Source organism: Streptomyces canus, assembly GCF_030816965.1.
Taxonomy (GTDB): domain Bacteria; phylum Actinomycetota; class Actinomycetes; order Streptomycetales; family Streptomycetaceae; genus Streptomyces; species Streptomyces canus_E.
Genome location: NZ_JAUSYQ010000002.1, coordinates 2121076 through 2144975 on the forward strand (window position 1 = coordinate 2121076; position 23900 = coordinate 2144975).

A 23900-nucleotide genomic window follows, 5' to 3' on the forward strand; every position below is an offset into this window, starting at 1 on the left:
CGTCGGTCTACCGGTGCGAAGTGAACTCCACCACCTGCTGGAAGGTCGGACGGTTCTGCCAGCTGATGTTGTAGTGCTTGATGCCTCCCAGGGTGCGCTGCACGATCGAGTCGGCGCACCACTGGTCGCCCGCCGAGCACAGGTCGTCGCCGGGGTAGACCTGCGCCGCGGTCTTGCCGGCCGCGGTCTTCAGGGTGCTGATCAGGATGTCCCGGCAGGCGCTGAGGCTGCCGCCGCCGCAGTACTTGTCGGCCAGCGGACCCCGCACGTTCTCACCGAGCACCGCGCGGACGTCCTTGTCGACGTAGCTCCACCAGCCGTACTGGAAGGAGCTGCCCGCGTGCGCGCCGGTGGGTCCGTGCGCGGCTGAAGGAGACTCGTCGACGGGCAGGTTGGCCTGGAAGGCGGTGTACAGGCCGGTGCCGAGGCCTGGTTCGAAGATGCCCTGCGCCAGCAGCGGCCACCACGCGTCCAGGAGGCGGATCGCGTCGGCGTCGGCGTACTTCTTCGAACCCGCCGACGTCTCGGTGCGCTTGCCGCCGGCCGTCAGCCACGTCTGGAGCTTGCTCACCGCGGCCGCGGCCGTGGAGTCGGTGACCGTCGAGCTGTTGATCACCTTGAGCAGGTCCGGGAGGACGTCCTCCGCGCGCAGGTCGGCGAGGGACGCGTCCGCCATGGCCTTCACCAGCGAGGCCCGGGTGACCCCGCCCGCGGCCACCAGCTTCTTCACGCGGTCTTCCAGCAGATTGCCGCGATGCACGGACCCGTCGCCCCAGGAGGCCGTCGCATAGTCGAGCGCCTGTTTGTTGTTCCAGGAGACGTAATAGTCCTGGTCGATCGAGTTGGGGTGCGCGGAGGCCGGCGTGTAGTCGGCGGTGTTCGTCGTCGGGTTCCAGTTCTTCCACTCGTACGCCGCCTGTGCCCACACCGGGAACTCGGCGTCGACGCCGGACGCGCGCTCCGGGTTGTTCCCGCTGTTGTAGTACGCGGTGTGCGTGGAGTCGGCGTAGAACCAGTTGAAGGTGTAGTTGATGTGCTGCACCGCGCTCTGGAAGGTCTGCGGGCTCTTGACGTAGTCCGGGTCGTTCAGCATCTGGAAACCGATGATCGAGTCGGCCTCGTGCAGGTAGGAGGAGCGCAGGGTGGTGTAGGCGACCTTCTTGCCGCCGACGGTCGCCCGGTACTCGACAGGACCGTATTTCGTGCGCCAGACCCTCATGGTGTACGACCCCGCGGCGGTGCCGTCGGCCGTGGTCGGGGCCCAGGAGTTCTTCTGCTCGATCTTCTCCATGGCCGTGCAGGTGCCGTGGTAGAGGTAGTGGTAGTCGTCCTGGCACAGCTCGACGGCGTAGGTGTCGATGATGTCCTGGCCGGAGGTCGTGGCGGACCAGGAGTAGTCCTGGCCGCGGCCCAGTTCCACGTACATGCTCAGGCCCGCGAAGGAGGCGCCGCGGGCGCTGATGCCGGGGCCCTGGATCTCCTGGAGCATGAGGAGCTGGGGCGCGAAGTAGCCGGTCTGCGGTCCGAAGACGGCGACCGGGTGGCCGCTGGCCGTGTACTTGCCGCTGACGACCAGGGCGTTGGACATGCCGCGCTTGGCCGAGGTGAGGGCGTTCGCGGTCGCCGTGGCGGAGGCCGCGCTCGCGCTCTGGTCGGAGCCGGTGCCCGTGGCGTCGTGGACCAGGGGCTCCGTGGTCACCGAACCGGCGTCGGGCAGCGCCTGGCCCTGCGCGTTCGCGGGCTTGGCGGCGTACGGAAAGCTCTCGCCGTTGTGGACGGTGAGGACCGCCTCGGGGTCGTTGCGCTCGCGGAAGGACTCCCAGACCTCGGTGCCCTTCGTCACGCCGTACCGCTCCTGGGCGGCCATCAGCGAGATCGCGTTGTTGACCTCGCCGCCGCCCCCGGAACCGAACAGGGCGCCGATGACGGAGGCCAGCGCGACCAGGTCGGTGATCTTGAAGTGGTCGATGGTGCCGGCGTTGGTGACCGAGTCCTTGTGGCCGGTCAGGACGTACTCGCCGGGGAAGTAGCGGCCGCTGTCGGAGGCGTCGATGTAGGAGTTGATGCCCGCAAGGTAGGCGTTGGCGTCGGCGAGTGCCTGCCGGCCGCGGGCGCCGTTGTTCGCGACCGCGTTGTCGATCTGCGCCTGGAGGTCGGTCTCGCTGTAGGGCGCGTTGCGCCAGAACTGCTGTTCCAGGCCCTGGTTGGAGGCGGCGCCGCCCGCGAAGGCGGTGAGCTGGCCGCGACCGACGTGCCGGAAGACGTCCATGAGCCACAGCCGGTCCTGGGCGGCCGCATAGCCTGCGCCGAACTCGGTGCCGTATCTGGTGGTACCGGTGATGTGCGGCACGCCCGTCTTCTTGTCACGGACGATCGTCACGTCGGTGCGGCCCGCGGGACTCAGGGTGGAGGCGACTTGATCGGACGGGACCCCGAACGACGCGTCGTTGAAGAAGGTGTTGATCGTGGAGTTGGTGAGCGCCGAGTAGCCCTTGGCCAGGTTGGCGTACGGGCCGAGCTGGTCCTCGGCGTGGTCGGGCTGGGTGCCGAAGGCCTGGTTGAGGAGGACTTGGGCGAGGGTCGCGTTGCCGTTCTCGCCGGGCGGCAGGATGTCGGAACACTGGCCGCCGCAGTAGTCGTTCGCCGCCGTGGCCTCGGCGGCCGACGCCGTCTGGGCCAGCGGGGACAAAAGACCGGCAATCAGGACGCATATGGATGCGGACTTCAGGAACCCGGTGAGTCTGCCGGGAGTTCTCAGTCTGTCGAGGGTGGTGCGTGAGGTGCGCCGTGGCATGGCAGCTCCAACCGACGGGGGGGTGTGGCCGGACGTTACCGCCGGTATCCCCGGGATTGAAGATGAGCATGCGTCAAGTTTTGGCAGGGGTTCTCGAGCTTATGGGGGGCATCGGAAATCGGATGGAGCCAAATCGCTTGTCGATACGTCTATTCGGCAACGTCGTGCGAAGTCCGCACGACGACGCCGAAGTGACCGAAGTACAGGTGCAGGTGTGACGGAGGTGCAGGGCGATGGCCGGTTTCCGGAGTCTGGCGAGACAGGTGCGGGATCCGCGGTGCGATCTGGCGCTTCGGCGCTACTCGCTGCGCAAGTGCCTTGAGCGGTTCGCTCCTTACGGGCACAGGGCGACCTGGGACCACTTGTGCTCCCGGGCGGGATTTGGTCCCGAGGACCGCTCCCCCGACCCAGCGCGGCTCGTGGCCGCACTGGAGGAGTTGGAGGAGGCACGTTCGGTCTGGCTGGCCTACGAGGTCGAGTTCGCCGAGCGACGCAAGAAGGAGAAGCACGACGGGTTGCGCAGGCCGGGCAGTGTGGACGACTGGCACCGGCTGACCTGGGGCGGTTTCGGAGTCGCATGGTGCGACGATCCCCGGGTGCATCCCGATGACTCGCTGGCCCAGGTGCTGCGCAGGCTGATCTCCGCGCTGGAGCGCGAACCGGGCGCGGTGTGCCCGGTGTGCGACGGAGAGCGGCTCGTCTGGAAGTACGAACTGGACCACGAACCCTCGACCGGACCGGTCTGCACGGACTGCGGGATCCTGGTGCCGCGGCCCGTGCTCACACCCGAGGCCCTGGCGGACGCCAGGCGCGGACGGTTGCTGATGTCGGCCTAGAGCGTGTGGGCGCACCGGGGGTGCGCCGGGGATGCCGCACCCCCTGTTTTGACGGGCTTGAACCGTCGGTGCCGCCTGGCACCATCGAGGAATGGTGCAGGTGTGTCTCAACGGCCCGCGCGGGGCCGCCGACGGAACGGCGGTGCCGCTCACGCCCGACTCCATGGCGCAGGCGGCGGCCGAGGCCGTCGCGGCGGGCGCCACGGACATCCATGTCCACCCCAAGACACCTTGTGGGCGGGACAGTCTGTCGCCGCGGGTGGTCGCGGCGACACTTGAGGCGATCCGTGCGCGGGTGTCGGTCCCGGTCGGAGTGACCACCGGCGCCTGGGCGGAACCGGACCCCGCGGCCCGGCTCGCCCGTGTCCGGGGCTGGACCGTGCTTCCCGACCACGCTTCGGTGAACTGGCACGAGCCGGGTGCCGAGGAGATCGCCGCCGCACTGATCGACCTCGGAGTCGGTGTGGAGGCCGGTATCTGGTCCGGGACGGACGCGGCGGCGAGGTTCGCGGTGTCGCCGCTCGGGCCGAAGGTGCTGCGGGTCCTCGCGGAGGTGACGGACACCGACGAGGCAAAGACCTCCGCGCGCACGCTCCTCGCCGCGCTGGGTCCGGCGCACGGCCGCCCCGTGCTGCTGCACGGCGAGGACGTCGGCGCCTGGCCGGTGCTGCGGCTGGCCGGCCGCCTGGGCCTCGCGACCCGAGTGGGCCTGGAGGACACGCTGGTCCTGCCGGACGGCCGACGGGCCCTGTCCAACGCTCAGTTGGTGGCCGCGGCACTGGCCCAGTACGGGCGGGCCCAGCGCTCGTCGTAGGGCAGACCGAGGAGTTCGGCGCATATTGTTCGGTACGGCGGCCTTTCGGCAGAGCCGGGTGTCGCGTGCCGGGCGGGTGGCCCACTGCCCGTACGACGACTCAGCAGCGTTCGTCCGTCGTCTCCTGCGGCTCCCGCTCCCGGCGCCCGTTCGTCCGCCGGCCCCCGCTCTGCTCCACCATCAGCCGTGACCCCGTCAGCCGGTCGCCGAACACATCGTCCGGGTTGGACAGCACACACGTGTCGAGGGAGAGACAGCCGCAACCGATGCAGTCGGTCAGATGGTCACGCAGACGGTTCAACTGCTTGATGCGTTCGTCGAGTTCGGAGCGCCAGGCCTCGGAGAGGCGGGCCCAGTCCTCGCGGGTGGGGGTCCGTTCCTCGGGCAGTTCGGAGAGGGCGTCGCGGATCGTGGCCAGCGGGATGCCGACGCGTTGGGCGGCCCGGACGAACGCGACCCGGCGCAGCGCGTCGCGGGAGTAGCGGCGCTGGTTGCCCGAGGTACGGCGGCTGCGGATCAGGCCCTTGGACTCGTAGAAGTGCAGGGCGGAGACGGCGGCACCGCTGCGGGCGGCGAGCTGGCCGACCGTGAGCTCATGGATCTTCTCGGGAATCTGGGGCACCCCTCGAACCCTACCCATGCCGTCACCCTCGCGGTCCGTTGACATGGGGACCCCGGCCGACCATGCTAAGCAGTCGCTTAGACACGATGTGGCGAGGAGGCCGGGACATGGCAGAGCCGAGGATCTTCACGGGTGCGGACGACCTGAAGGCGGCGGTGGGCGAGCGGTTGGGGTACACCGACTGGCTGGAGGTCGACCAGAAGCGCATCGATCTGTTCGCGGAGGCCACCGGCGACCACCAGTGGATCCATGTCGACCCGGAGAAGGCCGCCGCGGGTCCCTTCGGCACCACGATCGCGCACGGCTATCTCACCCTCTCCCTGCTGCCGCTGTTCGGGCCGCAGCTGATCAAGGTCGAGGGCGTGAAGATGGGGGTCAACTACGGGACGAACAAGGTGCGTTTCCCCGCGCCGGTACCCGTGGGCTCCCGCCTGCGTGCCACCGCGCAGATCACCGGCGTCGACGACGTGGCGGGCGGTGTCCAGGTCACCGTCGCCTTCAGCGTGGAGCGCGAGGGCGGCGACAAGCCGGTGTGCGTCGCGGAGTCGGTGTCGCGGTACTACCTGTAGGCGGCTACTTGGCCCGCACCATCCGCAGTACGAGGTCGGCGTCGAGCGCGCCGACCTCGTCGGGCGTCCAGGGACCGTCGACGTTGAACCAGCGGGCCACGTCGATGCAGAGCGACATGACGGCGAGGGTGGTGCCCTTCACGTCGAGCACGTCGAACTCGCCGGAGGCCACGCCGTCCTCGATGATCCCGCGGATCTCGGCGTCGCACTGCCGGCGCAGCGCGAGGATCTCGGCACGGGCGTCGGGGCCCAGCGAGTCCAGTTCGTACTGGACGACGCGGGCCGTGGTACGGCCGCCGGCGTGCCAGCGGACGAAGGAGCTCACGGCGTCCGTGAGCCGCTCGGTGGCGGTGCCTTCGCGGCGGGCCGCGACCTGGAGGATTTCCAGCGCCTTCGCGTGGCCGATCCTGCTGATGCGGTGGAGCAGCTCTTCCTTGGTCTTGTAGTGGATGTAGAGCGCGGCCGGGCTCATGCCGGCCCGGCCCGCGATGTCCCGGGTCGTGGTGGCGTGATAGCCGCGCTCGGCGAACGCCTCCACCGCGGCAACGAGCAGCCGCCGCGCCGCGTCGGGCGTGACCTCGCCCCACGCCGACGTCTCGCCGCCGGCCGTCTCCTCCGCCGTACTCATCGCACGCCCCTCTCCACTGTCAGACCCCCACCATACCGCCGAACCTGAGCGAGCGCTTAGCCACCCCGCGCTGCGCGGCTGGAGCAGCGGGGTGCGGAGCGGGGCCGGCACAGCGGGGCGCAAGCCGCGAGCCGGAGCAGCGACGTGCGGGCCGCAGCTCCACCGGACGCGGGTAGCAGGGCGAGTCACTCGAAGTGCGGGCACAGTCGAGACCGCTCGAGGCGGGTGCGGTCGGGGCGTTCGAAGCCGACGGTGCCGAGGCCTCGTAAAGCCTCGCCCCGCGCCCCCGCTGCTGCGGTCCACGCCGTGCGTCCGGCCAGGCCGGCCGGGGTCGGAGCCTCGCCAAGCCGACCCCGGGCCACGCCCCCTCGAAGCCGGACGCTGTCCGACCACTCAAAACCGACCCCAGGCCTGACCCCCCGCATAGCCAACCCCGGACCAGACCCCACCAGCCCAGCCGTCACCCGACCACTCGAAGCCAACCCCCGGGTCAAACCCCTCCCCGACCCGCCCCCGTCACAGCTTCTCGAAGGGGTCGTGTTCGGCGAGCAGTTTTTCGAGGCGGGCCTGGTCGACTCGGCTGACGATCTGGCCGGCCTCCTGGCGGTCGCGGATCACCTTGGCCAGGGTGAAGGCCGAGGTGACGAGGTACAGGACGGCGATCGCGAGGAAGCCGCGCACCCAGGCGTCGGCGTTCAGGCGGAAGATGCCGACGGCCGTGGCGGCCATGGCCACGCCGAAGGAGGCGACGGCCTGGCCGTAGAAGGCGGCCGTGTTCTGCTGCTTGACCGGTGTGTCACTCATGGCCAGAGTCTCGGCCGTCCGTGACCCCGGCCACATCCGCTCAGGTACTCAGACGGTACTCAGAACGCCGAGACCCCCGTCAAAGCCCGCCCGATCACCAGCTTCTGGATCTGACTCGTGCCCTCGTACAGCGTCATCACCCGGGCATCGCGCAGCAGTTTGCCCGCCGGGTACTCGTCGATGTAGCCGTAACCGCCGAACACCTGCAACGCGTTGTTCGCGGCGCGCACCGCAGCCTCCGAGGCGAACAGCTTGGCCTTGGAGGACTCGACGGCGAAGGGCAGCCCGCGGTCTATCAGATCGGCCACCCGCCAGGTCAGCAGCCGGGCCGCGTCCACGTCGACGGCGATGTCACTGATCAGCTCCTGGACGAGCTGGTGCCCGGCGATCGGCTTGCCGAACTGCTCGCGTTCACCGGCGTACCGGACGGCCGCGTCCAGCGCGGCCTGGGCGATCCCCACACAGCCGGCCGCCACCGACATCCGCCCCTTGGCCAGCGCGGACATGGCGACGGAGAACCCCTTGCCCTCCTCACCGACCATCGCGGAGGCGGGCACGCGCACGCCCTCAAGCGCCAGTTCGGCGGTGGCCTGTCCACGCAGGCCGAGCTTGCCGTGGATGGTGCGGCGGGTCAGACCGGGCGTGTCGGTGGGCACGAGGAAGGCGGAGACGCCCTTGTGGCCCGGAGCCTCGGTCGACCGGGCGAACAGCAGCACCACGTCGGCCCACGTCCCGTTCGTGATGAACATCTTGGTGCCGTCGATGACGTAGTCGTCGCCGTCCCGCACCGCGCGCGTGGCGAGGTTTCCCGCGTCGGACCCGGTGCCGGGCTCGGTGAGGCCGAAGCAGCCGACGTACTCACCGGAGGTGAGCCCCGGCAGCCACCGCCGCTTCTGCTCCTCGCTCCCCCAGGCGGCGAGCGTCTTGGCCACCAGCCCCAGCGAGACGGAGACGATGCCACGCACCGACGAATCACCGCGCCCGAGCTCCTCGGTGACCAGGCAGTACGCGAGATGGTCGCCGCCCGAGCCGCCGTACTCCTCGTCGATCGTCAGCCCCAGGAACCCGACCTCGCCGAGCTTCTTGACGATGGCCCGGTCGACCTCCTCGGCGCGATCCCAGGCGATGACGTGGGGGGCGATCTCACGGTCCACGAACTCCCGCGCCAGCCGCCGGACAGCGGCCTGCTCCTCACTCAACCCCAGGTCGACCACGAGATCACCTCACTTGAGAGCCGCGCCCTTAAATTAGCACTGCTAGTTTCCACTCCGCAGCCCTACTATGTGCGCCATGGCCCGACCGCGCAAGCCCCTCCTCAGCACCGACCGGATCGTCGAGACGGCCCGCGCGCTCGTGGACGCGGAAGGTCTCGCGGCGCTGTCCACGCGCCGACTGGCGGCGGAACTCGGCGTCAGCGGACCGTCGCTCTACAACCACTTCCGCACCAAGGACGAGATCCTGGAGGCGGTCGCCGACTCGGTGAGCGCCCAGGTCGACCTGTCGATGTTCGAGGACGGCCGCGCGTGGCGGACCGCGTTGCACGACTGGGCCGTCTCCTACCGCACCGCCCTGCGCGACCACCCCAACATCGTCCCGGTCCTGGCCCGCGGCCCCGGCCGCCGCCCCGCGGGCCTCCGGCTCGCCGACGCGGTCTACGGCGCGATGGTCGACGCGGGCTGGCCACCGGCGCAGGCCACGTCCATCGGCGCGCTGATGCGGTACTTCATCATGGGCTCGGCGCTCGGCTCCTTCGCGGGCGGATTCGTCGACGACAAGAGCGCCTACGACCCCGCGGACTACCCCCATCTCGGCCAGGCGCACCTTCTCGCCGAGCAGCAGGAGAAGATCGACGAGCGGGCCTTCGAGACGGGGCTCAGGGCTCTGCTGGACGGCCTTGCCCAGCAGTACGAGCAGGTCGGACCCACCGCGTAGGCATATTTCGGTGGGCGCCGAAGTATCTCTCCGCGATGCTGGAACACATGACCAAGGACCCGCAGGCACCTCAGTTGGCGAGGCTCGCCGCACTGATCGCCGACGAGACCCGGGCGGCCTGCCTCCTGGCCCTCCTCGACGGCCGGGCCTGGACCGCGGGCGAGCTGGCCCGCCACGCGGGTGTGGCCGCATCCACCCTGAGTGAACACCTGGGCAAGCTGGTCGCGGGCGGGCTGCTGACGGAGGAGCGGCAGGGGCGCCACCGGTATGTGCGGCTGGCCGACGCGAGGGTGGCCCACCTGGTGGAGGACCTGGCGGCACAGGTCTCCCCGGACGCGGTCCCACGCCCGCGCAACCTGCGGGAGTCGAGCGCGGGCTCGGCGATGGCCCGGGGCCGCACGTGCTACGACCACTTGGCGGGGCGACTGGGCATCGCGGTGACGGACGCGCTGACGTCCCGCCGACTCCTGCGGCAGGACACGGGTTTCGCCCTCACGGGCGCGGGTCTGGCGTGGTTCGAGGCCACGGGCATCTCTCTCGACCGCAAGGGCCGGCGCCCCCTGGCCCGGGCCTGCCTGGACTGGACCGAACGACGCCCGCACCTGGCAGGGGTCGCGGGCGCGGCCCTGTGCCGGCACGCCCTGGCCGAAGGCTGGTGCGTACGCATCGGCTCGGAGCGAGCGGTGAAGGTGACAGCGACAGGAGAACGGGCGTTGACCGAACTCCTGGGAATCGACGCTCAGACGCTGCGCTGAGGCTGCCAGGGCCGACCCGTCCGAAACCCGCGAGCTTCCGCGCTCTTCCCTTCCTACCCTCAGGAGCATGATGAACCACCGCCGCACCGAACTCCTCGCAGCCGGCGCAGCCACCGTCACCGTCGTCCTGTGGGCCTCCGCCTTCGTCTCCATACGCAGCGCGGGCGCCGCCTACTCCCCCGGCGCCCTGGCCCTCGGCCGGCTCCTGTCCGGCGCACTCGCTCTGGGCGTGATCTGCCTGATCCGCCGGGAAGGACTCCCGCCACGCTCCGCCTGGCGCGGCATCGCCGTCTCCGGCGTCCTGTGGTTCGGCTTCTACATGGTGGTCCTGAACTGGGGCGAGCAGCAGGTGGACGCGGGTACGGCGGCCCTGGTCGTGAACATCGGCCCCATCCTGATCGCCCTGCTCGGCGCCCGGCTGCTCGGAGACGCGATGCCGCCCCGGCTGCTGGCCGGAATGGCGGTCTCCTTCGCCGGCGCGGTCACCGTGGGCCTGTCGATGTCGGACGACGGCGGCGCCTCGGTACTCGGCGTGATCCTCTGCCTGCTCGCGGCGATCGCCTACGCCGGCGGAGTCGTCGCACAGAAGCCGGCCCTGGGCTCCGCGACCCCGCTGCAGGTGACGACGTTCGGCTGCTTCACCGGCGCCGTCGTCTGCCTCCCGTTCGCCGGCCAACTGGTGTCGGAGGCGGCCGACGCCCCGGCCTCGGCGACCCTCAACATGGTCTACCTGGGCGTGTTCCCGACCGCCCTGGCCTTCACGACCTGGGCCTACGCGCTCGCCCGTACGACCGCCAGCCGCATGGGCGCCACCACCTACGCGGTGCCCGCCCTGGTCGTCCTGATGTCCTGGCTGGCCCTGGGCGAGGTCCCGGGTCTGCTCACGCTCGCGGGCGGGACGCTGTGCCTCGCAGGTGTGGCGGTGTCCCGCTCCCGAGCGCGGCGGACGGTCCCGGCCCCGGTGACGGTGCCGGAGTCGCAGTCCGAGAGCGCCTCAGACCCCGCGTGAACGCGCCCTGCCCGCAAGCACCTTGATGCAGAGCAGCGCGATCACCGAGAGCCCGATGATGTACCCGGACACCGCCATCGACGTGCCCGTCGTCTCCAGCAGCAGCACCATCAGGAAGGGCGCGAGCCCACCGCCGAACACGGCGGCGATCTGGTAGCCGAGGGAGGCGCCGGTGTACCGCATCTCCGGCGTGAACAGCTCGGCGAACAGGGCGGCTTGAGGGCCGTACATGATGCTGAGGAAACTACCGGCGACGAAGGTGGACACCGCCAGCCACAGCAGCGACCCGGTGTCGATGAGCAGGAACATCGGGACCGCCCACAGGGCGATGCCGACCGCGCCGAGGGCGTAGATCCGGATCCGGCCGAGGCGGTCGGAGAGCGCGGCGGCGGCCGGGATCAGCACCAGCTGGGTGAGACTGATGCAGAGCGAGACGGTGAGAACGGCACTGCGTCGCATGCCGAGTTCGCGGGTGGTGTAGTCGAGGACCCCCGTGATCATGATGTAGAAGGTCGCGGTGTTCACGGCGAAGGAGCCGCCCGCGAGCAGCACCGTGCCGAGGTGGTGGCGCAGGATCGTGCGCAGCGGGGAGTTCTGCGCGCTCTTCTCCTTGGCGGCCAACTCCTGTTCCGCCTTCCGGAATTCGGGGGTCTCCTCGACCTTGGCGTGGATGTACCAGGCGAGCGCGAGGACGAACAGGCCGATGAGGAACGGGACCCGCCAGCCCCAGGCCGCGAACCCGGCGTCCGTGGTGAACGCCCCGGCCAGCAGGAACACCGTGTTGGCGGTCACCACGCCGATGGGGACGCCGAGTTGGACGACGCTGCCGTAGAGTCCGCGCTTGCCCTCGGGGGCGTACTCGGTGGCCAGCAGCATCGCGCCGCCCCACTGCGCGCCGACCGCGACGCCTTGGACGACGCGGAGGTGCTACGGAAGTGGGGTGGTAGCTGCTCGCCGGAGTGTGTGCACGAGGTCGAGTTAGCTCGATCGGGTGATGGTCGGTTTCCGGGCTTGTGGGGCCCTGGGCCGATCGCGTTATCGTGATCGTGCGATCTGGGACGCCGGGTACGGCGCCAGTGTGCGGGGCCCCCGTTCTACCAGAGAGATGGTCCGGGGCCTCCCCGTCGCCTCTGGCCGTAGCCACATGGCCAGGTCGCGCAGGGAACTGGCCTCCCGGGACCGGACCACGCACAGGATGCGTGTCGCCGTCCGGGGTCGAGTACGCCGGGGACCTGGGGGTACCTCCCACGCCCTTAAGGCAGTGGGGGAGCGCCCAAGACCGTTCGGGGCGTGCGGCTGAATGGGCTCACTCCTGCTCAGTCTTCAGGAACGGTGAGCGGAAGGGGCCGTGTCCATGCGGTGCACACTCCGGTGGGTGCGTGGGGACGTTGGCGGCTGAACATACTGACCGGACGGTATGGGGTCAACGGTTGTGCGGGAAGGTTGCCCGGAGCACCCGAGGTGGGGGTCCGGGCAACCGTCGATCAGAACACCACCAGCGCCCGGCCGCCCTTGCCCGCCAGCATGTTGTCGAACGCCGCCGGAATCCCGTCCAGCGCGATCCGTTCCGTCACCAGGGCGCCGAGGTCCAGGCGGCCCGCCCGTACGTGCTCGGCGAGCACCGGGAGGTCCTCGGCCGGGTTCGAGTTGCCGTAGACACAGCCCGCGAGGGTGCGGCCCCAGTGGAAGAGCTCCAGGGCGTTGAAGGTGACCTGCTGGTCCTTGCCGCCGATGCCGACGACCGTCGTACGGCCGCCGCGGCGGGTGGAGTCCCAGGCCGTGCGGATGGTCGCCGCGCGGCCCACACACTCCACGGCGACGTCGACGCCCTGTTTGCCGGTGAGGCCCCTGATCTCGCGGGCCGTGTCATCGGAGGCGGTCACGTAGTCGGTGGCTCCGGCCGCGCGCGCCAACTCCTCCTTCTCCGGGGAGACATCGACCGCGACGATCCGCGAGGCGCCCGCGATCCGGGCCGCCTGGAGCGCGGCCAGGCCCACTCCCCCGACGCCGTACACCGCAACGGTCTCGCCCTCCTGGACCCGGGCCGCGTGGTGGACGGCTCCGTAGCCGGTGAGGACCGCGCAGCCCAGCAGGGCCGCGTCGGTGAGCGGGATGCCCTCGGGAAGGGGCAGGAGGCAGGACTGGGAGACGACCGTCTCCTCGGCGAACGCGGCGACGTTCAGGCCGGGGTGGAGGTCGGTGCCGTCGGCGGTGCGGGCGTAGACGTCCGCGGCGCCGTTGAGCGCGTTGGCGCACAGCCAGACCTCACCGAGCGAGCAGGCATGGCAACTGCCGCAGGAAGGCGCCCAGTTGAGGACGACACCGGCGCCGGGCGCCACCCCGGTGACCCCCTCCCCCACGGCGACGACCGTGCCCGCGCCCTCGTGACCGAGGACGGCCGGGACGGGGACGCGCATGGTGCCGTTGGACAGGGACAGGTCGGAGTGGCAGACCCCGGCGGCGGCGAGACGGACCCTGACCTGGCCGGGACCGGGGTCGGGGAGGTCGATGTCGGTGACCTCCAAAGGAGCGCCCACGGCGGGAAGAACAGCGGCACGAACCACGGGAAGGCTCCTCAGAACTGGAGGGACTTGGTCTGGAGGTACTCGGCGAGACCGTGCGAGCCGAGCTCGCGGCCCACCCCGGACTGCTTGTAACCGCCGAAGGGGGCAAGGGGGTTGAAGCGGCCGCCGTTGATGTCGACCTGGCCGGTGTCCATCCGCCGGGCGAAGGCCACCGCCTCCGACTCGTCGCCGGCCCAGACGGCGCCGGCGAGGCCGTAGACCGTGCCGTTGGCGATGCGCAGGGCGTCCTCCTCGTCCTCGTAGCGCAGGACGGACAGGACCGGGCCGAAGATCTCCTCCTGCGCGATGGTCATATCGGGGGTGACGTCGGCGAAGACGGTCGGGGCGACGAAGTAGCCCTGGTCACGGGGGGATTCGGGGCCACCGGCGACCAGCCGGGCTCCCTCGGCCACGCCTTTCTCGATGTAACCGCGCACCCGTGCCTGCTGCTTGGCGCTGACGACGGGACCGATGCGCTCGCCGTACTTCGCGGCAGCCGCGGCGGCGAGTTCGACGGCCTCGTCGTACTGCTCGGTGTGCACCAGCATCCGGGTCCAGGCACTGCAGGTCTGGCCGGAGTTGGACATCACGTTGGCGACGCCGACGTTGACCGCCTTGGCGAGGTCGGCGCTCGGCAGGATGACGTTGGCGGACTTGCCGCCGAGTTCCAGGGCGACCTTCTTCAGGGCGGCGCCGGCGGTCGCGCCGATCCGCCGTCCGACCGCGGCGGAGCCGGTGAAGGAGACCAGGTCCACGTCCGGGTGCTCGGCGAGCGCCTGCCCCGCGACCGGGCCGAGGCCGGTGACCAAGTTGAAGACGCCGGCCGGGACGCCGGCCTCGTGGACCGCCTCGGCGAAGAGCTGGGCGACCAGCGGGGTGTCCTCGGCGGGCTTGAGCACGACCGTGCAGCCCGCGGCGAGGGCCGGGGCGACCTTGGCGACGATCTGGTGGAGCGGGTAGTTCCAGGGCGTGATCGCGCCGACCACGCCGATCGGCTCCTGGTGGACGGTGGAGTTGCCGACCTTCTCCTCGAAGGAATGCGTGACCGCTAGCTCCGCGTAGGAGGCGGCGACCGCGACGGGGAGGGCGGCGTGGACGTTCTGCGAGAACTTCAGGGGCGAGCCGAGCTCGGCGGTGACGGTCTCGGCGATCTCGTCCTTGCGTGCGGCCAGGACGTCCCGGAGGGCGGCCAGGCGGGCGGCCCGTTCGGCGGGTGCGGTCGCGGCCCAGGCCGGGAGGGCGGCGCGGGCGGCTCGTACGGCGATGTCCACGTCCTCGGCGGTGCCGGCCGGGACCCGGCCGATGACCTGTTCGTCGGCCGGGTTCACGACCTCGATCAGGTCCGGGCCGGTGGCCGGGCGCCACTCGCCGTCGATGTACATGCCGTCGTGCGCCTTCATGGTGCGTCCTCCCGGGCTGGGCCGTGCGTGGTGTCGTCCGGCTCATAAACTAGCGACGATAGTTTTTTCGCGCCAGAGCGGGACCGGACCGTCCACGGACATCAGAAGTCGGCGCGGGCCCGGTCGTCCACCCGACCCACGGATTCCTGCCCGAACGTCTTCTCGTACGCCCGCCGGACCTCCTCTGTCCTCCGGTCGCTCGCGAAGGCCCGCTCCACCGGATACAGCAGGATCAGCTCGTACGACCGCTCCTTCCAGATCCTCCCGCTCACGTCCCGCCACCGCCCGCGCCCGGACTGCACGGTCAGGCCGTCCGGGAAGCCGGGCGTGACCTCCTTGTCGACGAAGGCCATGAACTGCCGGTCGGTGACCGCCGGTCCCCCACCGGGCCGCTCGGTGCCGAAGAACAGCTGGGTCTCGACGTACGGCACCCCGTGCTCCGGCACCGAGGAGTCGGCCTCGGCGAGGGTGGCGTAGGCGGTGGGCGCGGCGGCGAGCAGGAGGGCGGCGCCGGTGAGGAGCGCCCTGGTGCTGGTGAGGTGCACGTTCATGCACCTCTGCCTAGCGGGACACCGCCACCGGGCCCGGCTGCCGCGCCCTCGGTTCACTCCACCAGGCCGAAGGCGTGCCGGGAGGGACGGCCGGGAGGGCGGTGCAGGGGTTGGGCGGGGGGCCGGGGCGAGCGGAGGCGGCACGGCGGATCGGCGGCGGGTGGGGGGCCGGGACGAACAGAGACAGCGCGACGGCGGGCCGGGGTGCGGGACGGACAGAGACGGCACGGCAGAACGACGACGGGCGGGGCCGGGACGAACAGAGACAGCACGGCAGAACGACAGCAGCCGGCGCCCAGGCACCCGCAAGCGACGCGGCAGAACGACGGCGGGCGGGGCCGAAGGAGGTGGCCGGCCGGCGGAGCGATGGCGGGCCCCACGCCGAGCCGTACCCTCACCCACCCGGACCGTCACTCGTCCAGGTCCGGAAGGTGGTCCGGGGACGGGCAGATGCGTTCTCCGTGCTGGTCGAAGACGAAGAGGTGGGAGATGTCGACGAGGAGGGGGACCTGCATGCCGCGGCGGAGGTCGAGGTCCGGGGTGGTGCGGACGACGAGGTCACCGGGGAGGCGGGCGTCGGAGGGGGCGGGCTCGGGGCCCGAGTCCGGCGGGTCCTCCAGGACCACCACCGGGCCCGCCCGCAGGGAGCCCGCGCGATCCCGCAGACGCTCCAGCACCGTGCCGTCGCGGCGGCGCCGCCGGGTCGGCCGTGGAGCGGGCCGCGGGGCCTCCAGGTCGGGGACGAGAGCCGGGCGGGAGCCGGTGTTGAAGTGGACGAGGACCTCGTGGCCCTGGAACTCCACGTGCTCCACCAGGCCGGTGATCGGCATCTCGCCCGGACGCGCGGAGGTCCGTTTGGCGATGCGGATCGCCTCCGACCGCAGGCCCACGATCACCTCGCGGCCCTGCTGGACGCGGAGCAACTGGTGGTCCAGGGAGAGGGGTTCGGGCAGCCGCAGGTACTGCTTGCCGAGGCTGATGGTCATCGCGCCGTCCAGCGGAGCCCGGACCAGGCCGCGCAGGAGGTTGATGCGCGGGGTCCCGATGAAGGCGGCGACGAAGACGTTGCGCGGCAGCGCGTACACCGAGCGCGGGGTGCCGACCTGCTGGAGAACTCCGACGCGCAGCACGGCGACCCGGTCGCCGAGCGACATGGCCTCGGCCTGGTCGTGCGTGACGTAGACCGTGGTGACGCCCAACTCCCGCGTGAGCCCGGCTATTTCGGCGCGCAGGTGGTTGCGGAGCTTGGCGTCCAGGTTGGACAGCGGCTCGTCCATCAGGAAGGCGGAGGGGTGGCGGGAGATGGCCCGGCCCATCGCCACCCGCTGGCGTTCGCCGCCGGAGAGCTGGCCCGGGTAGCGGTCGAGGAGGTCCTCGATGCCCAACATGCGGGCGGTGGCGTCCACGCGTGCGCGTGGATCCTCATTGGGGGCCTCGATGCGCAGCGGGAAGCCGATGTTCCCCCGGCTGGTCATGTTGGGGTAGAGGGCGAAGTTCTGGAACACCATCGCCATCCGCCGCTCGGCGGGCAGCAGGTCGTTGCCGTACTCGCCGTCGAGTCGGAGCTCGCCCTCGGTGATCTCCTCCAGACCGGCGATCATCCTGAGCACGGTGGATTTTCCGCAGCCGGAGGGGCCGAGCAGGACGAGGAACTCGCCGGGCGCGATGTCCAGCGAGAGCCGGTCCACCACCCGGATTCCTCGCGTGTAGGTCTTGCTCACGTCGTGCAAGGAGATGGCGCGTGTCATGATGGTGCCCCCGAGGGCTGAATCAGGCGCTGGTGCTCCGCGGTCGAGAGGCCCCGGGCGGGTCGTACGGGGCTGTGAGTCACGGAAGTTAACGGAATGCGCCCGGTCGGGGGAAGGGACTGGGCGGTATCAGACGCTCCAGTCCAGCCAGTGAGAAAACGGACGGCCGGATTCAGCGGGCCGTCGTGCTCTTCGGTGGCCGCGGCTCACGGATCTTGGTGAGGTGGGCGAACACGACGACGTTGCTGGTGTAGCCCGTCCGCCACTTGAAGAGTCCACCGCAGGTGATCACGCGGAGCTCCGGGCGCCGGGCCGGACCGTAGACCTCCTTGTCGGGGAAGCCCTCCTTGTCGAAGACCTTCACCCGGTCCACGGTGTAGACGGCGGTACGGCCGTCCGCGCGCCCCGCCTCGATCACTCTGCCGGGCTTCACCTGGGCGAGCGCGGCGAAGACGGCGGGGCCGGTCCTGGTGTCGCGGTGGCCGACGGCGATCGCCGTGCCGGGCTCGCCGGGCGTGGGGCCGCCCTGGTACCAGCCCACGAGTTTCGGTTTGTCCACCGGTGGTGTCGCCAACTCCCGTCCCTTGATGAGCCCGAGGCCCGTGATGGGGGCGTCGATACCCAGGGACGGGATGCGGAAGGCCGTCGGCCGGGACCTGGGCAGCGTGCGGGGAGGGGGCGTGCGGGTGGGCGTGGCGAGGGCGGAGGGGGCCGGCCCACGGGCCACCTCGGTCTCCGGACCATCGGCCACCCCGGTCTCCGAACCATCGGCCACCCCGGTCTCCGAACCATCGGCCACCCCGGCGTCCGGACCGGCGGCCGCCACGGTGCCCTGGCCGCCGGGCCCGTACGGCGCGGTCGACTTGTGGTCACCGGTGCACCGGACCCCCACCGTCACCAGGACGACCGTGAACAGGGCCGTCCTGGTGAGGCGGTAGGCGCGGGTCCGGTACCAGGGCCTGCGTCTGCGCCTACGCGGCGCCATTGGGCCGACGGCGGTTCAGCCGGAAGTACGCAACACCGCCGACCGCCACCAGGCCGACGACTCCCGCGGCGGTCACCGGCGTGAACGCGGCCGCGGTGTCGACGAGACCGCCGCCGCCCGCGTGCACACCGCCCTTCGGGCCGTTGGGGTCGTTCTTGCCCCAGCCCGCGCCGTCGCTCTGCCGGTCCTCGATCTGGTCGCCCGGCCGGTGCTCCCCGCCGCGCTTGCCGTCGTGACAGTGGACGCGGAACACCTTCTCCTTGGGGGCGCCCGCCACGATCCAGGTGATCTTGTACTGCCCGTCCGCCATCCCCAGCGGGTCGGTGTGACCGGCGCCCCCCGCGAGCTGGACGGCGCCGGCGACGGTGGCGGCGCTGGGCAGCGGAGGCTGTGGCGTGATGGTGTAGGCGATGGTGGTGAGGCCGTCGAAGTTGACGGCATCCAGGTAGAACTTGCAGACCTTGGGATCATCGTCCGAGGCGCCGGGAAGCACGCCCACGCGGTGGATCCGGATGTCGCCGTTCTCGCCCGCGGCCGACGCGGTCGGCGCCGCCACCCACGACGCGCCGGCCGCGGCGAGGGCGGTGAGGACGACAGTTGCGCCCGCGCGAACGCGGAAGGTACGTGGGAGTGTCAGGGTGGGCATGCGCGCTCCTCCGATTCAGACGATTTCCATACAAATCGCTCTTTCGGCAGCACTCTCCTTTATGCGCGCAACGGTCGGACGCATCGACGCCCGGCGCGCCGTCAGATATCGCTCGTGCGGCGCAATCCCGGGCGTTTCGACCGCTTTCCAGCGTCCGGCCCGGTCCTTTCGGGCGGCCCCGGCGACCGCAGCGCCACCCCCGCCGAGACCAGCAGCAACGTCCCGAGCATCACGAACGGCGCCGCCGCGCCCGCGACCCCCGCGACCAGGCCCGCGGTGGCCGGTGCGGCGACCTGGCCGAGACGGTTGCCGGTCAGCCGCAGGGCGAGCGCGGTGGAGCGGGCGCCGTCGGGGGCGGCCTGGACGACCGTCGTCATGGACAGCGGCTGTCCGACGCCGAGGCAGAAGCCGAGCACGGCGAGCATGGCGGCCAGCGCCCACACCGGGACCGGCAGCGCGATGCCCGCGCACAGCAGGGCCGCCAGCAGACACGTCACGGTCAGGAGCAACGCGCGCCCCAGCAGCCGTAGCAGAGGAGTCAGCACCAGGCGGCAGGCGATGGTGGCGGCCGCGCGCAGGCTCAGCAGCAGGCCGATCACCGAGGGGGCGATGCCCCGGTGTTCGCCGACCACCGGAAGGTACGCGGTGAGGATGTCCGTGGCGGACAGCACGGACAGGCTCACGAAGATCCCCCCGGGTACACCCCGGGACCGCAGGATGTGCCCGACGGGAACCCGGTCGGCCTGTCCGGTACGGGACTTGGCCGCCGTGTCGCGGTGCTCGATGCGCCACAACGACGTGCACGCCACCGCCGCCCCGGCGCCCGCGACGAGCAGCGCCAGCGCACTCGTGCCCGCCATGTCGGAGCCGCCGATCAGCGCGCCTGCCGCGATCGGGCCGATCAGCTGGCCGAGGGAGGCGCCGATGGTGAAGTGGCCGAAGTTGCGGTCCTGTTCGTGCGGGGCGGACTGGCGGGCGACGAGTGACTGGGCACCGATGACGAAGCTGAGGTGGCCGAGGCCCATCACCCCGCTCCAGACCGCCATCGTCCAGAGCGAGTCGGCGAGGCCGCTGAGCGCGCAGCCGCCGGAGATCAGGACCACACCGACGGGCAGCAGCGGCGCACAACGCCCGTGATCCGTACGGCGGCCCAGCGGGACCGCCGCGAACAGCGGGAGCAGCGCGTAGACACCGGCGATGACACCGATCGCCCGCTCGTCCGCGCCCAATGCGAGGGCCCGGTAGGAGACGGCGGGCCGGGCCATCGACACCGCCCCCTGCGCGAAGCTGAAGGCGATGACGAGGCGGAGCAGCCAGCCGCGGTTCCCACCGGGCGCCATGGTTCGAGTCCTCCGTGGAAGCAGGTCAGATGATTCCGAAGAGGATGCCCGCCCCGAGGATGATCAGGCAGGTGAGCGCCGCCCACTTGACCACGAACCTGGTGTGGTCGCCGAACTCCACCTTGGCCATGCCGACCAGGACGTACACGGCCGGGACGAGCGGGCTCGACATGTGCAGCGGCTGGCCGACGAGGGAGGCGCGGGCCATTTCCAGCGGGGTGACACCGTGCGCCGCGCCGGCCTCGGCGAGGACCGGGAGGACGCCGAAGTAGAAACCGTCGTTCGACATGAAGTAGGTGAGCGGGAGGCTCAGGATGCCGGTGACGAGGGCCATGTGCGGGCCCATGCCGTCGGGGATGACGTCCACCATCCAGCGGGCCATGTGGTCGACCATGCCGGTGCCCTGGAGGACGCCGGTGAAGACGGCGGCGGCGAAGACCATGCCGGAGACGTTGAGGACGTTGTCGGCGTGGGCGGCCAGGCGGGCCTTCTGGTCCGGGATGTGCGGGAAGTTCACGGTGAGCGCGAGCGCGGCGCCGATCAGGAACAGCACCGGGATCGGCAGCCACTCCATGATCATCGCGGTGAGCAGGGTGAGCGTGAGCAGGGCGTTGAACCAGTAGAGCTTGGGACGCAGGGTGGCCCGGTTCGGGTCGAGGACCTGGAAGCGCTCCGCGTCGCCGGCCTCGTCCTCGTCCTCGGCGTCGGTGCCGGAGCCGGAGCCGCCGGTGACCTTGTCCGTGGCGGAGGCACCGGAACCAGAGGCACCGGAACCGGCGCCGACCAGGACCGTCTCGGTCTCCTCGACCTTCTCCTCGACCAGGACGTCGCTCAGGGTGAGCACGCCCAGCCGCTTGCGCTCGCGCTTGCCGAGCACGTACGAGAGGACGAAGACGCCCAGCAGTCCGACGGCCAGGGCCGGGATCATCGGGACGAAGATGTCGCTGGCGTCGAGCTTCAGCGCGGTGGCGGCGCGGGCCGTCGGGCCGCCCCAGGGCAGGGTGTTCATCACGCCGTTGGCCATGGCGGCGACACCGGTCATGACGACCAGGCTCATCTTCAGGCGCTTGTACAGCGGGTACATCGCCGACACGGTGATCATGAAGGTGGTCGAGCCGTCGCCGTCGAGGGAGACGATCGCGGCGAGGATCGCCGTACCGACGACGATCCGCATCGGGTCGGCCTTCGCGAACTTCAGGATTCCGCGGACGACCGGGTCGAAGAGGCCGACGTCGATCATCACGCCGAAGTAGACGATCGCGAACATGAGCATCGCCGCGGTGGGGGCGAGGCTGGTGACGCCGTCGATGACGTAGTCACCGAGCTTGGCGCCCTTCCCGACGAAGACGCAGAACAGTGCCGGGATCAGTACGAGCGCCGCGATCGGCGACATCTTCTTCAGCATGATCAGGACCAGGAAGGTCGCGATCATGGCGAAGCCGAGGATGGTCAGCATGAGTGGATACCTAACGTTCGCCCTTGAACTCCCACCGGAGTCGGCAGTGCGATGACGTTAGGACTCGTCAAGCGGCGTTAACAAGACGTTGACATGCGAGCAATAAGCGCAAAACTGCTGGTCACAGCTTTGCGCTGCTCACAGGGCCGTTACGGCGGCCAGTTTTACCGGTACGCCGTTGAGGACCGCGTTGCCCGAGAGCGGGTCGAGCAGGCTGCCGTCGAGGAGCTGGTTGACGTTGACGCCGGGGTCCTTGAGGGCGTGGCTGAGCCGGGTGCCGGGCCGGTCGTGACCCCAGCCGTGCGGCAGGCTGACCACGCCGGGACGCACCCCGTCGGTGACCTCGGCCTCGGTGACCACCTCTCCCCCGGCGCCCTTGACCCGCACCGCGGCACCGTCCTTCAACCCGAGCCGCTCGGCGTCCTCGGGGTGGATGTGCAGGGTGCAGCGGTTGGTGCCGCCGGTGAGGGCGGGGACGTTGTGCATCCAGCTGTTGTTGGAGCGCAGGTGCCGGCGGCCGACGAGGACGAGCCCGTCGGCCCGGTGCCGCAGGGCCTCGCGCAGCCTGGGCAGGTCGTCCGCGAGGGGCCGCGGCAGCAGTTCGACCTTGCCGCTCCTGGTCTTCAGCGGCTGCGGCAGCCGGGACCGCAGCGGTCCGAGGTCGATGCCGTGCGGATGCGCGAGCAGCTTGGTGAGGCTCAGCCCGTCCGGTCGTACGCCGAAACCGTCGCCGTAGGGGCCCAGGCGCAGCATCATGTCGAGCCGCCGCTCGGGGCCGGTGTCGCCGACGAGTGCGGCGGTGAGTTCGCCCGGCTCGCGGCCGTGCACGGGCGAGTGGGCGTCCTTGACGGCCTTGCCGAGGGTCTGACCGATGACCAGGTCGTCCACGGCGGACGGGTCGGCGCCGTGCATGCCGGTCGCGGCCAGGGTCAGCCGGGCGAGGATCTCCGTCTCCGCCATCCGGCCGGGCTCCAGCGGGACGGCGGGGCGGGTGTAGCGGACCTGGTTGCGCACGGCGAGGGTGTTGAAGGCGAAGTCGTGGTGCGGGCTCTGGGAGGGCGGGGGCGGCGGCAGCACGACGTGGGCGTGGCGCGAGGTCTCGTTCAGGTACGGGTCCACGCTGACCATGAAGTCGAGCGAGCCGAGGGCCTTGTCGAGCCGGTCGCCGTCGGGGGCGGACAGCACGGGGTTGGCGGCGACGGCGATCAGCGCGCGGACCGGCTCGCCCTCCGCGGTCGCGGTGTCGATCTCCTCGGCGAGCGCGGAGAGCGGCAACTCGCCCTTGGCCTCCGGGTGTCGGCTCACCCGGGAGTGCCAGCGGCCGAGCGCGAATCCGTGGCTGGGCCCCGCGGGCCGGGGCGTCCGGTCGGTGGCCGCCTGCGGGAAGAGCGCGCCGCCTGGCCGGTCGAGGTTGCCGGTGAGGATGTTGAGCACGTCGACGAGCCAGCTGGCCAGGGTGCCGTGCGGGACGGTGCAGCTGCCGATACGGCCGTATACGGCGGCCGTTGGCGCTGCGGCCAGTTCGCGGGCGAGGGCACGCGTCACGCCGGCGTCCACGTCACAGGCGTCGGCGACGGCTTCGGGGGTGAAGTCCTGTACGGCTTCCCGTAGTTCGTCGAGCCCCTGGAGGTGCGAGGTCAACTCCCCCGTGTCCACGAGGTCTTCCTCGAAGAGCACGTGCGCCATGGCGGCGAGGAGCAACGCGTCCGCGCCGGGCCGGATGGCGATGTGCCGGTCGGCGAGCTTTGCCGTGCGGGTGCGGCGGGGGTCGAGGACGGTGAGGGTGCCGCCGCGGGCCTTGAGCGCCTTGAGCTTGCCGGGGAAGTCGGGGGCGGTGCACAGACTCCCGTTGGACTCCAGGGGATTGGCGCCGATCAGCAGCAGATGGTCGGTGTGGTCGAGGTCGGGCACGGGGATGGCGTTGGCGTCGCCGTACAGCAGCCCGCTGGAGACGTGCTTGGGCATCTGGTCGACCGTGGACGCGGTGAAGACGCTCCGGGTGCCGAGCCCGGCGAGCAGCACCGGCGGGTAGAGGGCACCGGCCATGGTGTGCACGTTGGGGTTGCCGAGGACGACCCCGACGGATTTCGCCCCGTACCGGTCGACGGCGCCCCGGATTCCGGCGGCGACCGCGTCGAAGGCCTCCTGCCAGGTGGCCTCGCGCAGCTCCCCGTCCCGTCGTACAAGGGGCGTGCGCAGCCGGTCCGGGTCCGCGTCGACGGCCCCGAAGGACGCCCCCTTCGGGCAGATGAACCCCTTGCTGAACACGTCGTCACGGTCGCCGCGGGCGCCGGTGACCCGGGTCCCCTCGACAGTGAGCGTCAGACCACAGGTGGCCTCGCACAGGGGGCAGATACGCAGAGCGGTGCGGGACACGGGTCCTCCCGGGGCAGCGGTGCCTGTCGGGGTGAGCATACCGACCGGTATGGATGGAGGGGAGGGGTTGT

At 71.1% G+C, this 23900-nt stretch carries 20 protein-coding genes and 1 pseudogene; 6 read left to right on the forward strand and 15 right to left on the reverse strand.

The genetic code is table 11. The features are described 5' to 3' along the window. Positions 1–7 precede the first annotated feature (7 nt). Complete coding sequence (locus QF027_RS10735; RefSeq protein WP_307074147.1) at positions 8–2794, reverse strand: penicillin acylase family protein; 2787 nt, start codon at positions 2792–2794, stop codon at positions 8–10. A gap of 233 nt (positions 2795–3027) precedes the next feature. Here QF027_RS10735 and QF027_RS10740 point away from each other — a divergent pair, with 233 nt between their 5' ends. After that, the gene (locus QF027_RS10740; RefSeq protein ID WP_306983761.1) at positions 3028–3630 is read left to right on the forward strand and encodes a hypothetical protein; all 603 of its coding nucleotides are present in this window, start codon (positions 3028–3030) and stop codon (positions 3628–3630) included. A gap of 91 nt (positions 3631–3721) precedes the next feature. Further along, complete coding sequence (locus tag QF027_RS10745) at positions 3722–4444, forward strand: 3-keto-5-aminohexanoate cleavage protein (protein ID WP_307074149.1); 723 nt, start codon at positions 3722–3724, stop codon at positions 4442–4444. Positions 4445–4544: 100 nt separating this feature from the next. Here QF027_RS10745 and soxR read toward each other — a convergent pair whose 3' ends face one another. Then, the gene (gene soxR / locus QF027_RS10750; RefSeq protein ID WP_306983756.1) at positions 4545–5066 is read right to left on the reverse strand and encodes a redox-sensitive transcriptional activator SoxR; all 522 of its coding nucleotides are present in this window, start codon (positions 5064–5066) and stop codon (positions 4545–4547) included. Between the two features lie 107 nt (positions 5067–5173). On the opposite strand from soxR, the gene QF027_RS10755 reads away from it, so the two are divergent. Next, positions 5174–5635 (forward strand): MaoC family dehydratase, encoded by a 462-nt coding sequence (locus tag QF027_RS10755; RefSeq protein WP_306983754.1) that lies wholly within the window; start codon positions 5174–5176, stop codon positions 5633–5635. A gap of 4 nt (positions 5636–5639) precedes the next feature. Here the strand turns inward: QF027_RS10755 and QF027_RS10760 are convergent, their stop codons facing one another. From QF027_RS10760 to QF027_RS10770, 3 genes are all read right to left on the reverse strand, one after another. Further along, on the reverse strand, positions 5640–6263 hold the full coding sequence (locus QF027_RS10760) for a TetR/AcrR family transcriptional regulator (protein ID WP_306983752.1): 624 nt from the start codon (positions 6261–6263) through the stop codon (positions 5640–5642). 516 nt (positions 6264–6779) lie between these two features. After that, positions 6780–7067 (reverse strand): YiaA/YiaB family inner membrane protein, encoded by a 288-nt coding sequence (locus QF027_RS10765; RefSeq protein ID WP_307074151.1) that lies wholly within the window; start codon positions 7065–7067, stop codon positions 6780–6782. A 59-nt stretch (positions 7068–7126) separates the two neighbouring features. Then, positions 7127–8281: an acyl-CoA dehydrogenase family protein gene (locus QF027_RS10770; protein ID WP_307074153.1), complete on the reverse strand. Its 1155-nt coding sequence runs from the start codon at positions 8279–8281 to the stop codon at positions 7127–7129. A gap of 76 nt (positions 8282–8357) precedes the next feature. Between QF027_RS10770 and QF027_RS10775 the strand changes: the two genes are divergently transcribed. From QF027_RS10775 to QF027_RS10785, 3 genes are all read left to right on the forward strand, one after another. Next, positions 8358–8999, forward strand: coding sequence for a TetR/AcrR family transcriptional regulator (locus QF027_RS10775; protein ID WP_266566870.1), 642 nt, complete (start codon positions 8358–8360; stop codon positions 8997–8999). 35 nt (positions 9000–9034) lie between these two features. Then, positions 9035–9754: an ArsR/SmtB family transcription factor gene (locus tag QF027_RS10780; protein ID WP_307074155.1), complete on the forward strand. Its 720-nt coding sequence runs from the start codon at positions 9035–9037 to the stop codon at positions 9752–9754. Between the two features lie 70 nt (positions 9755–9824). Beyond that, entirely contained in the window at positions 9825–10763 is a 939-nt protein-coding gene (locus QF027_RS10785) for a DMT family transporter (RefSeq protein WP_307082341.1), read from the forward strand. Here QF027_RS10785 and QF027_RS10790 read toward each other — a convergent pair. From QF027_RS10790 to QF027_RS10835, 10 genes and pseudogenes are all read right to left on the reverse strand, one after another. Further along, positions 10749–11687, reverse strand: a pseudogene (locus QF027_RS10790) (MFS transporter); the annotation flags it as partial. The gene QF027_RS10785 and the pseudogene QF027_RS10790 sit on opposite strands and share 15 nt — an antisense overlap. A 560-nt stretch (positions 11688–12247) precedes the next feature. Beyond that, complete coding sequence (locus tag QF027_RS10795; protein ID WP_307074157.1) at positions 12248–13327, reverse strand: Zn-dependent alcohol dehydrogenase; 1080 nt, start codon at positions 13325–13327, stop codon at positions 12248–12250. Positions 13328–13338: 11 nt separating this feature from the next. Continuing rightward, positions 13339–14727, reverse strand: coding sequence for an aldehyde dehydrogenase family protein (locus tag QF027_RS10800; RefSeq protein WP_307074159.1), 1389 nt, complete (start codon positions 14725–14727; stop codon positions 13339–13341). Positions 14728–14828: 101 nt separating this feature from the next. Further along, positions 14829–15278, reverse strand: a complete 450-nt coding sequence (locus tag QF027_RS10805) for a DUF3574 domain-containing protein (protein WP_307074160.1) — start codon at positions 15276–15278, stop codon at positions 14829–14831. Between the two features lie 410 nt (positions 15279–15688). After that, positions 15689–17026, reverse strand: a complete 1338-nt coding sequence (locus tag QF027_RS10810) for an ABC transporter ATP-binding protein (protein ID WP_307074162.1) — start codon at positions 17024–17026, stop codon at positions 15689–15691. Between the two features lie 172 nt (positions 17027–17198). Beyond that, positions 17199–18011 (reverse strand): class F sortase, encoded by an 813-nt coding sequence (locus QF027_RS10815; RefSeq protein ID WP_307074164.1) that lies wholly within the window; start codon positions 18009–18011, stop codon positions 17199–17201. After that, the gene (locus QF027_RS10820; protein ID WP_307074166.1) at positions 17998–18657 is read right to left on the reverse strand and encodes a hypothetical protein; all 660 of its coding nucleotides are present in this window, start codon (positions 18655–18657) and stop codon (positions 17998–18000) included. The genes QF027_RS10815 and QF027_RS10820 overlap by 14 nt, the downstream gene beginning before the upstream one ends. A gap of 101 nt (positions 18658–18758) precedes the next feature. After that, on the reverse strand, positions 18759–19997 hold the full coding sequence (locus QF027_RS10825) for an MFS transporter (RefSeq protein WP_307074168.1): 1239 nt from the start codon (positions 19995–19997) through the stop codon (positions 18759–18761). Positions 19998–20022: 25 nt separating this feature from the next. Beyond that, complete coding sequence (locus tag QF027_RS10830) at positions 20023–21453, reverse strand: CitMHS family transporter (protein ID WP_307074170.1); 1431 nt, start codon at positions 21451–21453, stop codon at positions 20023–20025. Positions 21454–21591: 138 nt separating this feature from the next. Next, the gene (locus QF027_RS10835; RefSeq protein ID WP_307074172.1) at positions 21592–23829 is read right to left on the reverse strand and encodes a molybdopterin oxidoreductase family protein; all 2238 of its coding nucleotides are present in this window, start codon (positions 23827–23829) and stop codon (positions 21592–21594) included. Positions 23830–23900 lie beyond the last annotated feature (71 nt).

What these genes read in the sequence shown, in the direction of transcription:
- QF027_RS10735 (WP_307074147.1), bottom strand. Translation starts at nt 2,794, where the DNA reads ATGCCACGGCGCACCTCACGCACCACCCTCGACAGACTGAGAACTCCC.
- QF027_RS10740 (WP_306983761.1), top strand. Translation starts at nt 3,028, where the DNA reads ATGGCCGGTTTCCGGAGTCTGGCGAGACAGGTGCGGGATCCGCGGTGC.
- QF027_RS10745 (WP_307074149.1), top strand. Translation starts at nt 3,722, where the DNA reads ATGGTGCAGGTGTGTCTCAACGGCCCGCGCGGGGCCGCCGACGGAACG.
- QF027_RS10755 (WP_306983754.1), top strand. Translation starts at nt 5,174, where the DNA reads ATGGCAGAGCCGAGGATCTTCACGGGTGCGGACGACCTGAAGGCGGCG.
- QF027_RS10760 (WP_306983752.1), bottom strand. Translation starts at nt 6,263, where the DNA reads ATGAGTACGGCGGAGGAGACGGCCGGCGGCGAGACGTCGGCGTGGGGC.
- QF027_RS10765 (WP_307074151.1), bottom strand. Translation starts at nt 7,067, where the DNA reads ATGAGTGACACACCGGTCAAGCAGCAGAACACGGCCGCCTTCTACGGC.
- QF027_RS10775 (WP_266566870.1), top strand. Translation starts at nt 8,358, where the DNA reads ATGGCCCGACCGCGCAAGCCCCTCCTCAGCACCGACCGGATCGTCGAG.
- QF027_RS10780 (WP_307074155.1), top strand. Translation starts at nt 9,035, where the DNA reads ATGCTGGAACACATGACCAAGGACCCGCAGGCACCTCAGTTGGCGAGG.
- QF027_RS10785 (WP_307082341.1), top strand. Translation starts at nt 9,825, where the DNA reads ATGAACCACCGCCGCACCGAACTCCTCGCAGCCGGCGCAGCCACCGTC.
- QF027_RS10800 (WP_307074159.1), bottom strand. Translation starts at nt 14,727, where the DNA reads ATGAAGGCGCACGACGGCATGTACATCGACGGCGAGTGGCGCCCGGCC.
- QF027_RS10805 (WP_307074160.1), bottom strand. Translation starts at nt 15,278, where the DNA reads ATGAACGTGCACCTCACCAGCACCAGGGCGCTCCTCACCGGCGCCGCC.
- QF027_RS10810 (WP_307074162.1), bottom strand. Translation starts at nt 17,026, where the DNA reads ATGACACGCGCCATCTCCTTGCACGACGTGAGCAAGACCTACACGCGA.
- QF027_RS10815 (WP_307074164.1), bottom strand. Translation starts at nt 18,011, where the DNA reads ATGGCGCCGCGTAGGCGCAGACGCAGGCCCTGGTACCGGACCCGCGCC.
- QF027_RS10820 (WP_307074166.1), bottom strand. Translation starts at nt 18,657, where the DNA reads ATGCCCACCCTGACACTCCCACGTACCTTCCGCGTTCGCGCGGGCGCA.
- QF027_RS10825 (WP_307074168.1), bottom strand. Translation starts at nt 19,997, where the DNA reads ATGGCGCCCGGTGGGAACCGCGGCTGGCTGCTCCGCCTCGTCATCGCC.
- QF027_RS10830 (WP_307074170.1), bottom strand. Translation starts at nt 21,453, where the DNA reads ATGCTGACCATCCTCGGCTTCGCCATGATCGCGACCTTCCTGGTCCTG.